Origin of the sequence: Naumannella cuiyingiana, assembly GCF_013408305.1 — a bacterium.
Taxonomy (GTDB): domain Bacteria; phylum Actinomycetota; class Actinomycetes; order Propionibacteriales; family Propionibacteriaceae; genus Naumannella; species Naumannella cuiyingiana.
Map to the genome: position 1 here is coordinate 1,636,351 of NZ_JACBZS010000001.1, position 12,223 is coordinate 1,648,573.

The following is a 12,223-nucleotide window of genomic DNA, read 5'->3' on the forward strand; positions in this document are numbered from 1 at the left end:
ATCAGCCCGACCAGGCGTAGCGCACCCGCTCGTGCACCCCGTCGGGATCGACATGGCGGGCCTCGTGCCGGCGCACCGCCAGCACGGCCTCGTGCAGCGCGTCCCCGAGGATCGACCTGACCACCGCGCTGGCCGCGAACGCGTTGATCCGCTCCTGCGGGTCGGTGGGCAGGGCGACGATGCCACGGCTGTGGCGCTCGGTCTCGGCCAGGGTCTGTGGGTCGACCTGGACCGGCGCGACGTCGGACACCGCCGATTCCAGGCCGTGCGCGGCCAGACCCAGCACCAGCCCGGTCGCCAGCCAGGGATTCGCGCCGCCGTCGATGCACTTGACCTCGACATTGGCCCCGCGCGGGGTGCCCGGGCCACCGGCGATGTAGCGCACCGCCGCCTCCCGGTTCTCCACACCCCACGCGGCCCACGCGCCCGACCAACTGCCCGGTTGCAGCCGTTCGCCGGAGACGACGGTGCCGGCGAGCACGGCGATCGCGGCGGGCAGTTCGGTGACGATCCCGGCAATCGCGGCCAGGCCGTCGGCCGGTACGCCGGTGCCGTCGCCGGCGAACAGGGGCGTCTTGTCGCGGGCCAGCGACAGATGCAGGTGCGCGCCGTTGCCGCTGCCACCGGGGGCGGGCTGTGGGGAGAAGCTGGTCAGCAGGCCGTGCTCGTGCGCGACCCGGCCGATCACGGTGCGGGCCAGGATCACTCGGTCGGCGGCGGTCAGCGGGTCGGCAGGCGGCAGCGACAGCTCGACCTGTCCGGCCCCGAACTCGGCGTGGAACTGCTCGACCGGCGCACCGACCCGGGCGAGCGCCGCGCAGACATCGGCAGCGAATCCCGCGTGGGCGAAGTGCTGCTGGGCGCCATAGGGCGGCCAGCCCGTGACCGGGCTGACCGGGCCACCGTCGGCGGCGTACAGGGTGAACTCCAGCTCGTGTCCGAGCCGTGCGGCGACGCCGATCCGTTCCAACCGCGTGACCTGGCGGCGCACGACGTCACGCCAGCAGTAGGCAGAGATGGCACCGTCCTGATCGCGCAGGTCGGCAGCCGCCCAGCCGAACCCGCCGGGCAACAGCACGGCGCTGGCGAGATCGGCGGTGAGCCGGTTGTCGCCGACCGGGCTGATCGCCTCGGTCTCGGCGACGCAACCGTCGACGCAGAAGACCGACCAGGTCGCCGAGGCTCCGAAGCCCGAGGTCGCCAGTGCCTCGATCCGGTGCGCGGGCGCGGTCTTGGCGCGCAGCACGCCGCCGGTGTCGCTGATCACGGCGGTCAGGGTGCGCATCCCGCGCAGGCGCTCGTCCGTCGGCGTACCGGTCATCGGATCGTGCTCGTCCGGACGGTGAAGTCCGCGAGCGCGGCGGGATCCGGATCGATGCCGATGCCCGGCCCGGTCGGCACCGCCATCTGCCCGTCGGCGATGGTGAACGGCTCGGTCAGGTCGCGTTCGTAGTAGCGCTCGGTGGCCGAGATGTCGTTCGGCAGCGTGAATCCGGGCAGGCTGGCGAGCGCCAGATTGGCCGCCCGGCCGATCCCGGACTCCAGCATCCCACCGCACCAGACCTGCACTCCCCAGCTCCGGCACAGATCATGGATCCGCCGCGACTCCAGGTAGCCACCGACCCGGCCCGGCTTGATGTTGATCACCGAACAGGCGCCCAGCCGCAGCGCGGTGAGCGCGGCGCGCGCGGAGGTGATCGACTCGTCCAGGCAGATCGGGGTCGTCATCGCGGCCGCCAGTTCGGCGTGTCCGAGCAGCTCGTCGGAGGCCAGTGGCTGTTCCAGCATGATCATTTCGTGGCGGTCGAGGCGGCGCAGATGTGGCAGATCGGACAGCTCGTAGGCCGCATTGGCATCGGCCTGCAGGATCAGGTCGGGCCCGAACTTCTCCCGGACCGCGGCGACGGGCTCCAGGTCCCAGCCGGGCTCGATCTTCAGCTTGATCCGCAGGTAGCCGGCAGCCAGGTAGCCCGCAACGATGTCGAGCAGTTCGCCGATCGAGGGTTGGATCCCGACACTGACGCCGCACGGTACGCGCTCGCGCACCCCGCCCAGCTCGGTGGACAGCGAGTCGCCCCGGCCGCGCAGCTCCGCATCGAGCACGGCCGTCTCCACGCACGACTTGGCCATCCGATGGCCGCGGATCCGATGCAGATCCTCGGCGATGGTGGCGGCGCGCAGCTCGCGCTCGCCGATCAGCGGCAACAGGTGCCGCTCGATGACGTCCAGCTCGGCCCCAAGGTACTCACTGGAGTAGTGCGGCAGCGCCGGGGCGACACACTCGCCCCAGCCGACCGCATCTTCGGTCTCGATTCGGAGCAGGCCGAGGGCGTGGGTGACCTCGTGCCCGAACGAGGTCCGGAACGCCGACCGCAGCGGCAGCTCGACCTGATGAAGCTCGGCATTCACGATGCGCATGGATGTCCTCCCGGGCACAGCCTTCCTTATGCACGCCGGATCCGGGCATGGCGCGTCCCGACAACGCGGGGGCCCCGGTGATTGTGCGCCGATCCATTGCCCGGCGGGCCGTGACTGGCAGGATGGTGCGAACCCGTGCAGGGCGCGCGGATCGGACAGGACGGAACGCCATGGGCGCGGATCAGGCGGCGGTCGAGCCCGATGCCGCCGCGCCGCTGTTCAGCGCCGAGACGCTCGCCGCGGCGGCCCGGGCCCTGCACATCCGCACGCTGAGCGGCGTCTGCCGCGGCTGTTCGGGGCTGCACATCGTTGATCGCCATGACGACACAACCATCCCGCCCGGCGCCCTGGTGCTGGCCGTGGGCGTCGGACCGGACTCACCCGAGGCCGCCGCCCTGGTGGCGCGTAGCAGCGGCGTGATCTTTCGCCGGTCCGGTTACGTGGAGCCCTTCGATGCCGAGGCCTGGGTCGGGCTGGTTCCCGCCGGCACGGACTGGGGACGGCTGTACGCCGGGCTGACCGAGCGGCTGTGGACCAGCCGCGCCGGCGACCAGCGGGCACGGCTGCCCGAGGGCAATATCGGCTCGCTGTACGCGTTGGCCGATGCCCTCGCGGGGGCACTGGACGGCGCCGTCACCATCGTCGACTGGGAGGGCCGGCTCGCGGCGTACTCCAACCACGAGCTGGAAGACCTCGACGAGATCCGCTCGGCGTCGCTGCGCGGCCGGACCAGCGCCCAGCTGCCACCCGATGTCGCGGGAGTCTGGCCGCCGGCCCGGACGATCGCCGCCGACACGTTCTACTACCCCGCCGTCCCGCACCGCGACCTGCACGCGCGACTGCAGGCCAGGATCCGGCTCGGCGACCAGGTGGTCGGATTCATCTCGGTGATCCGGCGTGACAACCGCGAGTCCGCAGCCGACCTGGAGATCGCCCAGGAGGCCGCCAGGATCGCCGGCATCCTGTTCAGCGAGGCATCGGAGATCTCGGCCTCGGCATCCGATGTCGCTGCGCTGTTGTTCGACGGCGAGATCGCGCCGTCGGTTCTCGACCGCGTCCCGGCGAGCGCCGCGCGGCCGCTGAGCGTGATCGCGTTCGGCCGACCGGACCAGCAGGACTGGGAGTCGCGGGCGGACCGGGCAGCGCGACTGCTGCGGGTGCATCTGGCGGCGAAGTCGGTGCCGTCGGTGGTGCACTCGACCGACCAGGTGCTCTACGCCTGCCTGTCGGTTCCGGCAGGCGACGACAAGGACCGGGTGTTGGAGCTTGCGCGAAGCACCGGGACGTTCCTGCGGGAGATCCTCGCCGCCGACCTGCGCGCGGGCATCGGTACGCCCGTCGCCACCTGGGCCCAGGTCCCGCGGGCCCGCTGGGAGGCAGAGCAGGCCATGCGGGTGACCCCCGCCGCGACGGGGGATCGGTTGTCGCTGACCCCGTTCGCGACCGTCGTGCACGAGGTGGTCCTGAACCAGCTCCGCGACCTTGCGCTGGGTCGCGACGCGCTGCTCGCGGGTCCGGTACGCCAACTCCGGGCCCATGACGAGGAGAACGACACCGACTACGTCGCCACCCTGCGTACCTATCTCGACGTCCAGCCGATGGGCATCCCCACGGCGGCGGGCCAGCTCTTCGTGCATCCCAACACGGTCCGCTACCGGCTGCGCCGGATCCAGGAGATCACCGGGCTGGATCTGGACGACCCGGTGCAGCGGTTGATCGCGCACCTGCAGACCTACCTCATCGCTGGGCCGCGACCGGCGCCACCCCGTCCGGGCGATCCTGCAGATGCAGCCAGCAACGCGAGGAATGATCGACCGCCAGAGTGATCAGCGGCGGCACGGTGTGGCAGGGCTCGAAGGCATCCGGGCAGCGGTCCACGAACGGACAGCCGCCGGCTCCGGCCGCTCCCGGAGCGGTCGGAGCCGATGCCGGACTGCCCGGGATCGACGGCAGTGGCTGGTCGCGGTCCTGATCGGTACGCACCACGCTGCGCAGCAGCGCCAGCGTGTAGGGATGCGCGGGCCCGTGCTCGGCGAGCACCGAGGCGCCGATCACCTCCATCACCGATCCCGCGTACATCACGACGATCCGGTCCACGTGGTTGGCAACCACCGCCAGATTGTGCGAGATCAGCACGAGGGAGGAGTCGCGCCGTGCCCGGGCGTCGTCGAGCACCTGCAGCACGGCGGCCTGGGTCGTCACGTCCAGGGCCGTCGTGGGCTCGTCGGCGATGATCACCTTCGGCTCGGACATCAGCGCCATCGCGATCATCACGCGCTGGCGCATTCCGCCGCTCAGTTCGTGCGGATAGCTCTGCATGACCCGCTCGGGATCGGGCAGCCGCGCCTCCGCCAGCAGTTCCCTCGCCCGCTGCTCGGCCCGGGCGCGAGAGATCCGCCGGTGCTGGATCGCGCCCTCGGTCAGTTGCGTACCGATCCGCAGCGCGGGATTCAACGCGGCCATCGGGTCCTGATAGATCATGGCGACCTTCTCGAACAGGAACCGGCCGCGGCCCGCTGCGGGCAGGCCGGCCAGCGGCTGGCCGTCGAGGGCCAGCCGCTCGGCGCGCACCCCGATGCCGGGAGGCAGCAGATCGGCGATCGCGGCTGCCGTCAACGACTTGCCGCTGCTGGACTCGCCGACGATGCCGACCGCTTCACCGGGTGCCACCTGCAGAGAGACCGATTTCACCGCGTCGAACGGTTCGGCGGCCTCGTGCACGGTCACCGTCAGGTCTGCGGCATCGACCAGCGCGCCGGGCCGGGGCGCGGCACCGGCCCCGGCGGCCTGCGGGGCGGTGGCCCGGCGCCGGCGTCGGCCGTTCCGGGCGCTGGCGCCGTGGGCGAGCGCCTCACCGAGCAGACCGAAGGTGAGGCCGGAGAGGGCGATCAGCGCAGCCGAGGACAGCGCCCAGGCCGGCGACAGGTAGAAGTACCGCACGCCCTCGGTCAGCATCGCGCCCCAGTCGAAGTCGGGCGGCTGCACGCCGAGGCCGAGGAAGCTGAGCGAGGAGACCGACAACAGCGCCACGCCGACACTCGTGCAGACCGAGGTCAGCAGCGGTTCGGCCACATTGCGGAGCACATAGTGCACCAGGATCCGCGGCCCGCTCAGCCCCAGCAGCCGAGCCGAATCCACATAGTCGCGGCCCGCGACCGACGCACCCAGGGTCAGCGCCAGCCGGGCATAGCCGGGAATCATCGCCACGCCGACGGCGACCACCGGGCCGGTGACTCCCATCCCGACGATCGTGATCACGATGACCGCGAGGAGGATGTCGGGAAAGCTCAGGGCCACATCGATCGCCCGGCCGAGCAGGCGGCGCAGCCAGCCGCGGGAGAAGGCGGCGACGATGCCGAGGCCGAGGCCGACGGCGGCACCGATGGCATTGGCGGCCAGCGCCATCAGCAGCGACAGCCGGCTTGCGGTCATCACCCGCGCGAACAGGTCGCGGCCGAGCGAGTCGGTGCCGAACCAGTGATCGGGGCTCGGTGGCAGCAGGGCGCTGCTCGGGTCCTGGGCAAGCGCCCGTTCGCCCCAGATGATCGGCCCCGTCACGGCGAGCATGATCAACAAGCAGACGCCGATGAACGCCGGCCAGCCGGCGCGGGACCGTCCCAGCCTGGAGATCATGAGTCGGTCACCACCGATCGGCGGTCGACCAGCCCCAGCACCACGTCGACGATCGCGTTGATCGTCACCACCGCAACGCCGAGCACGATGGTGATGCCCTGCACGACGGGGTAGTCCTTGACGATCACGCCCTTGACCAGGGCGCTGCCGAGGCCGGGCCAGGCGAAGACGTTCTCGACCACCACCGCTCCGCCGATCAGGCCGGCCAGCATCATCCCGCTGACGGTCAGCGAGGTGGTCAGCACGTTCGGCAGCAGATGGCGCAGGTAGAAGGTACGCGGCACCAGCCGCTTGCCGCGGGCGGTACGCATGTAGTCCTGCGCCAACACATCGAGGGCCTCCAACCGGACAACCCTGGTGAGGAAGGCGATCGGCGCGATCGACAGCGCCGCACACGGCAACACATAGGAGACCAGGCCCTGATTGTCGCCGGACACCGGCAGGGCGCGCAGGGTGACCGCGAAGACGAAGATCAACAGGGTCGCGCTGAGGAAGGACGGGACGCTGCCCATCAGGCTGGAGGTCCACTGGAACGCACTCTCCAGCCACGGGCGCCGGTGGCCGTAGGTCAGGCTGGCGAGCCCGATCCCGGCGCCCAGGCTGATCACCAGGACGATGATCACACAGACCCCGGCGAGCGAGGCCGACGCGCCGACCCGTTGGCCGATCAACTCCCCCACCGGCTGGTTGGACACGAAGGATCGGCCGAGATCGCCCTGCAGGAGATTGGCGACGTAGGCCTGGAACTGCTCGGGCACCGGCCGGTCGAGGCCGAGGCGGGTCCGGATCTCGCGTACCGTCTCCGCCGAGGCCTCCTGACCAGCGATCCGTCGCGCGGGATCGCCGGGGATGAGTTGCACCATCGCGAAGGTGGCGATCACGAGGATCACCAGGGTCACCGCCATCGACACCAGCCGGCGCAGGACGAACATCGCCCATGCCGCGCCGGTGCCGCGCCGCGACCGACCGGGGGTGACCGGGTCCTCGGGCCCGGCCGCCGGGAGTAGCTGGGTCATCGACCGTCGCCTCCTTCGCCGTCGGGTGAGGTCTCGTCGTCGAAGCTGTAGGCGACCCCGGCGAACTCTGCCAACAGTTCGCGGACACCGTCGCGTACCGCGGTGATCGCGGCGGCACCGAAGGCGCCCAGGAGCAGGTCGGCGATGCGGTCCATCTCGGCCTCCGCCATGCCGCGCCGCGTCGCCTCCTGCACCGACAGCCGCATCCCGGTCGCGGACTGCGGTGTCTGGCCGGGCAGTCCGGAGCGGTGCACCAGCAGGCCGGAACGTCGCGCCCGCTCGGCCGCAGCCCCGGTCTGATCGGTGCTCGGCAGGTGCGGGAACAACTGATGTGTCTGCGTGAAGCGGCGTTCGGCGCCGAAGACCCCGATGCCGCGCTCGCCCAGCCCGGCCGCGAGCCGCCGGGCATTGGCCACGCACTGCGCGGCATAGCCGGCGCCGAACTCGACCATCTCGGCCAGGCTGACCGCGGCGGCGGCGAATCGGGCGGGGTCGCGGGTCTGCAGCAGGGAGGGGTGCACGACGGCGCTGAGCTCGGCGTGCAGTCCGGGCTGCTCGGTCAGCACCAACCCGCCGACCGGGCCGCCCATCATCTTGTGGGTGCCCGTGGTGATCAGGTCCGCACCCTGGGCGAACGGGTCGGGGTGCTCGCCGAAGGCGATCAGCGGCCCGACATGGGCGGCGTCGAGCTGGACGAGGGCGCCGACGCGGTGCGCGGCCTCGGCCAGCGGGGTCAGATCGACCGGGAACAGCGACTTCCCGCCGCCGACGATGATCAACCTGGGCCGGGTACGCTCGATCGCCGCAACCGCGCGTTCGGTGTCGATGCCGAACCACTCGTCGGCCGGAAGATCGTGCACGACGAGCCCGAGCCGGCCGGCGATGCCGAAGGCCTGGTAGCTCATGTTGCCGCCCGAGGACATGGCATGCACCATGATCGCGTCGCCGGGCCGGGTCAGCGCGACCAGCACCGACTCGTTGGCCATGCTGGTGGTCAGCGGGCGTACCTCGGCGAATCCGGCCCGGAACAGCCGCTTGGCCAGATGCGCGAGGGTGGCCTCCAGTTCGTCCACGCCGGCATTGATCGGGCCGGGTGGGAAGAACCGCGCACCCGGCAGCCCCTCCGCGACCCGGGTCGACAGATCGGACCCGAGCAGGCTGCGCGACATCGCGCTGGAGGTGTTGTCGGAGGCCAACAGGCTGAGCGTGTTCGCCCGCCGCTCGCCCGCGGTCGAGGTCAGCAGCGCCGCGACGCCCGCGGCGATCTCCCGCCCGTCGCGCCCGGCGTGGCCCGCGTCGATGTCGGCAACGAACCGTTCGTGGGCCAGCCGCGCGGCCCGATCGGGGCGGACATCCGAACCCGGCCGATCGACGCCACCACCCGCCACGTGCCGCTCGCTCATCCCGGCACGACCCCGGTCGCGGCCACGTCGGGCGCCGCGGAGAGGCGCACCCGGGCAGGCCCCGCGCCGCGCGGGCGCAGGTGGCGCTGCAGCCAGTCCAGGATGATCTCGAACCGCCGCGTCCGCAGGTCGGGGCGGCCGGCACGCGAGAGCGCGTGATTGCCGTCGCGGAAGATCACCAGCTCGCTCGGTACGCCGCGCATCCGAAGCGCGGTGAAGAACTCCTGGGCCTGCCCGACGGGGCAGCGCAGGTCGCCGCCCGAATGCACGATCAGCGTCGGGGTCGCGACCTGATCGGCATTGCGCAGCGGTGACCGGTCCCAGTAGGAGTCGTGGTCCTGCAGATGCGTCGCGCCGAAGTAGCGGACCCGGTGCAACGGGATGTCGGTGGTCCCGCTCATCGACACCAGGTTGCTGACCCCGCGCTCCATCACCGCGGCCGCGAAGCGCCGGGTACGACCGATCGCCCAGGCGGTGAGGTAGCCGCCGTAGGAGCCGCCGAGGATCGCGACCCGATCCGGGTCGATCCAATCGTGCCGGGCGGTGGCCGACTCGACGATCGCCAGCAGGTCGGCCAGATCGGCATCGCCCCAGCCCCGTCCGGCCGGGTCGACCCGTGGGTGGGCGATCGCGCGGGCCCAGGCTGCGCCGTAGCCCGACGAGCCGCGCGGGTTGCCGAAGGCGACGCCGTAGCCGGCGCGGGCGAGTACCTGGAACTCGTCGAAGAAGCGGTGACCGTACTGGTCGTGCGGGCCACCGTGGACGCACAGCAGCAACGGCACCGGCCGCTGCCGCGAGGCGCCGTCGGGCCGGATGATCCACGCCGGCACGTCGACGCCGTCCTCGACCGTGACCGGAAGCGGGACGGGCGCGGCCAGTCGACGGCTGCGGTGCAGTTCGGCATGCAGGTCACTGACCCGGTCCCACTCCTCACCGGCCCGGCGCGCCAGCACCTCGGCCGGTGCGGTCGGCGTGGACGAGACGATCGTCTCGCCCCAGTCCGACCAGTCGAGGGCGGTGACCTCCTCCGGCTCCCGGCGCAGCGGCTCGACGCGGCGTCGACCCGCGCCGGTTTCGTCGTGGACCCGCAGCGGCACCCAGCACCCGGCGAGTTCGATCACGAACCCGATGGCATCACCATGCACCGTCAGCGGCGCCCGGACGATGGTGCCGTCGACCCCGAGCGACACCGGCGCTACGACACCCGTGCCGGTGTCGACCTCCACCAGCTCGTGCGGCCCGGGCCCGTCGGCGACCGGGCGCGTCCGGGCCGCGAACAGGGTCCGTGCGGTCCAGCCGACGGCGGCGTACTCCCCGTCATCGGTGGTCAGCTCGTGCGGCGGCGCGTCGTCCGGTAGCAGCCAGATCGCCGTCCGCCCGGTCAGATCGGTGTCGCCGACAGGTGTCACGACGGCCGCCAGGCCCCGCGCGTCGGGCGCCCAGCAGCAGGCCAGCACGTCGGCCACCGGCAGCGGGCGCTCGGTCAGCGCGCCGGTCACCAGGTCGACGACGACCAGGCGGTGCGGGTTGTTCTGGCGCCAACCGATCCCCTCCGCGCGGTCGTCCAGCCGGCGCGCGATCACCGGGTCCTCCGCGACACCGGCGTACCGGGCAACGAGCGCGACGGCGCTCCCGTCCGGCGACCAGGCCGCCTGGCGCACCTCGTACGGCAGCCCGACCCGGCCGGTCTCGACGAGCGTCGGGCCGAACCGGACGAGCGCGGTCCCGGTCCCATCGCGCAGCACCAGCACCGGGCCCGCCGAACCGGCCGGCCAGTGCAGACCGCTGACCTCGGCCTCCCCGAGCTCGACGCTGTGCGGGCCGTCGTCGTCGACGGTGTGCAGCACGAAGCGATAGCGATCCTCGTCCGCGCGGCGGGCGACGTGGGCGACGCCGTAGCTGCCGGCGCGGGCGGCCAGGTGGGGCACGATCGCGAGCAGGCGTACGTCCTCGGGGTCGAGTCCCACCGGCGTGCTGTCGGGATGGTTCGGCAAGAGACGTCCTCTCGGCGTGGAAGACCAGACGCTAGTCCGGCCGCGGTGCCCGGCTGATGTTGCCGCCCGACAAACTTGGGGTGGTTGTTGTTGGTCGGACGACACATCGGTCACCGAGCGGCCGCGCTCTAGGGTCGGCGTCCAAAGCTCCCCATCGGCGAGTGACTGGAGACGATCATGAAGCGTAGCCATCTGGCGGCGGGCGCCGTTGCGCTGTGCCTGGGCCTGTCCGCGTGCGGCGGGTCCGGCGGTGACACGCCGGCCGGTCCCGACTCGGCCGCTGGTCCGATGGTCGTCGACCTGATCTCGGATCCGGCCACGCTCGACCCTGCCAAAGCTCTCTACACCAACGAGTTCCAACTGATCCAGGCGTTCTACGACCGGCTGCTGACCGCCGATGAGGCCGGCACGATCCAGGGCTACCTCGCCTCGGAGTGGGAGGCGACGCCGACCAAGGCGACCGTGACGGTCGCCAAGGAGCCGATCTGTGACGACGGTCAGCCCCTGACCGTCGAGGGCATGGCGAAATCCCTGCAGCGGTCCAACGAAGAACGCCCGACCATGTTCGGCCGGTCCAAGGCGAAGATCACCGCCGACCCCGCGGCCCGGACGATCACGATCGAGGTCACCGAGGCCAATCCCGACCTGCTGAAGGCGCTGGCCATCCCGAGCGCGTCGCTGGTCTGCCCGGCCGGTCTGGCCAACCCGGACCAGTTGGCCACGCAGCCGGTCGGCAGCGGCCCGTTCGTGCTGGCCAACGCGGTCAAGGGCAGCCACTACAACGTCACCGCGCGGCCCGAGTATTCATGGGCGCCCGATGCCCTTGCGGACCGGACCAGATCACCGCAGGCGATCAACTACCAGGTGGTGTCGGACGGCGCCACCCGCGCGAACCGGATCGTCGCCGGCGAGACCAACGTGATCATGTCCGACGGGCCGAGCGTGACCCGGCTGCAGGCGGATCCGAACCTCACCGCCAAACAGGCCCTGGCGCAGGGGTCGGAGGGTCTGATGTTCAACCATCTGAAGGATCTGCCGACGGCCGATCCGGCGGTGCGGCGTGCCATCGCGATGGTGATCAACCGGGCCGACTACATCCAGGCGCTCTATTCCGGGCAGGCGGAGGAGGCCACCACGCTGATCACGGCGAACATGGGTTGTCAGAGCAGCAACGGCGGTCTGCTGCCCGCCTACGACGAGGCGGCGGCCCGGCAGGTCCTGCAGGACGCCGGCTACACGCAGAATCCCGACGGCACGTTCGCCAAGGGCGGCAAGGCGCTGACGGTGCGGATCCTGTCCACCGAATCCGACAAGACCGCCGCGGAGTACCTGCAGGCACAGTTTGCCAAGATCGGGATTGCCAGCACGATCAGCGCGCAGGCATCGGCCGCATGGCAGGATCAGCTCTACAACCAACTCGGTAGCTGGGACGTGGCGATCATGGGATTCTCCACCCTGATGGGTACGCCGGCCTCGCAGATCGGCAAGTACTTCAGCGGCTCGCATGAGGACGGCAATGTCGGTTCGATCGAGAATGCCGAGTTCGAGGCCAAGCGCACCGCGGCGTTCAATGCCTCGACCGAGGACAGTTGCGCAGCCTGGGTGGCCGCCGAGGCAGAGCTGCTGAAGGAGGTCGATGTGCTGCCGTTGGAGACGCCGTTGACCTACTGGTTCGGCAGGGGCGCGACCTTCAACTACCAGGGCTCCGGCGGCACGATCGATCCGCTGTCGCTGCGGCTCGGCGATCAGTGACCCGCAC

The 12,223-nt window shown here is 71.5% G+C and carries 8 protein-coding genes; 2 read left to right on the forward strand and 6 right to left on the reverse strand.

Going from position 1 to position 12,223, the window contains the following annotated elements; translation table 11 throughout:
- Nucleotide 1 precedes the first annotated feature (1 nt).
- Nucleotides 2-1,321, reverse strand: a complete 1,320-nt coding sequence (locus tag GGQ54_RS07560; RefSeq protein WP_179444835.1) for a type I glutamate--ammonia ligase — start codon at nucleotides 1,319-1,321, stop codon at nucleotides 2-4.
- Complete coding sequence (gene menC, locus GGQ54_RS07565; RefSeq protein WP_179444836.1) at nucleotides 1,318-2,418, reverse strand: o-succinylbenzoate synthase; 1,101 nt, start codon at nucleotides 2,416-2,418, stop codon at nucleotides 1,318-1,320. The genes GGQ54_RS07560 and menC overlap by 4 nt, the downstream gene beginning before the upstream one ends.
- A 170-nt stretch (nucleotides 2,419-2,588) precedes the next feature.
- Here menC and GGQ54_RS07570 point away from each other — a divergent pair, with 170 nt between their 5' ends.
- The gene (locus GGQ54_RS07570; protein ID WP_179444837.1) at nucleotides 2,589-4,244 is read left to right on the forward strand and encodes a PucR family transcriptional regulator; all 1,656 of its coding nucleotides are present in this window, start codon (nucleotides 2,589-2,591) and stop codon (nucleotides 4,242-4,244) included.
- On the opposite strand, the gene GGQ54_RS07575 is transcribed toward GGQ54_RS07570, so the two are convergent.
- Genes GGQ54_RS07575 through GGQ54_RS07590 form a run of 4 tightly spaced genes read right to left on the reverse strand, consistent with a single transcriptional unit; the run spans nucleotide 4,156 to nucleotide 10,464 of the window.
- Nucleotides 4,156-6,051, reverse strand: a complete 1,896-nt coding sequence (locus tag GGQ54_RS07575) for a dipeptide/oligopeptide/nickel ABC transporter permease/ATP-binding protein (RefSeq protein WP_179444838.1) — start codon at nucleotides 6,049-6,051, stop codon at nucleotides 4,156-4,158. The genes GGQ54_RS07570 and GGQ54_RS07575 overlap by 89 nt on opposite strands.
- Nucleotides 6,048-7,067 (reverse strand): ABC transporter permease, encoded by a 1,020-nt coding sequence (locus GGQ54_RS07580; protein WP_179444839.1) that lies wholly within the window; start codon nucleotides 7,065-7,067, stop codon nucleotides 6,048-6,050. The genes GGQ54_RS07575 and GGQ54_RS07580 overlap by 4 nt, the downstream gene beginning before the upstream one ends.
- Nucleotides 7,064-8,470, reverse strand: a complete 1,407-nt coding sequence (locus GGQ54_RS07585) for an aminotransferase class V-fold PLP-dependent enzyme (RefSeq protein ID WP_179444840.1) — start codon at nucleotides 8,468-8,470, stop codon at nucleotides 7,064-7,066. The genes GGQ54_RS07580 and GGQ54_RS07585 overlap by 4 nt, the downstream gene beginning before the upstream one ends.
- Nucleotides 8,467-10,464: a S9 family peptidase gene (locus tag GGQ54_RS07590; protein WP_179444841.1), complete on the reverse strand. Its 1,998-nt coding sequence runs from the start codon at nucleotides 10,462-10,464 to the stop codon at nucleotides 8,467-8,469. The genes GGQ54_RS07585 and GGQ54_RS07590 overlap by 4 nt, the downstream gene beginning before the upstream one ends.
- 177 nt (nucleotides 10,465-10,641) lie before the next feature.
- Here GGQ54_RS07590 and GGQ54_RS07595 point away from each other — a divergent pair, with 177 nt between their 5' ends.
- Nucleotides 10,642-12,216 (forward strand): ABC transporter substrate-binding protein, encoded by a 1,575-nt coding sequence (locus GGQ54_RS07595; protein WP_179444842.1) that lies wholly within the window; start codon nucleotides 10,642-10,644, stop codon nucleotides 12,214-12,216.
- Nucleotides 12,217-12,223: the final 7 nt, after the last annotated feature.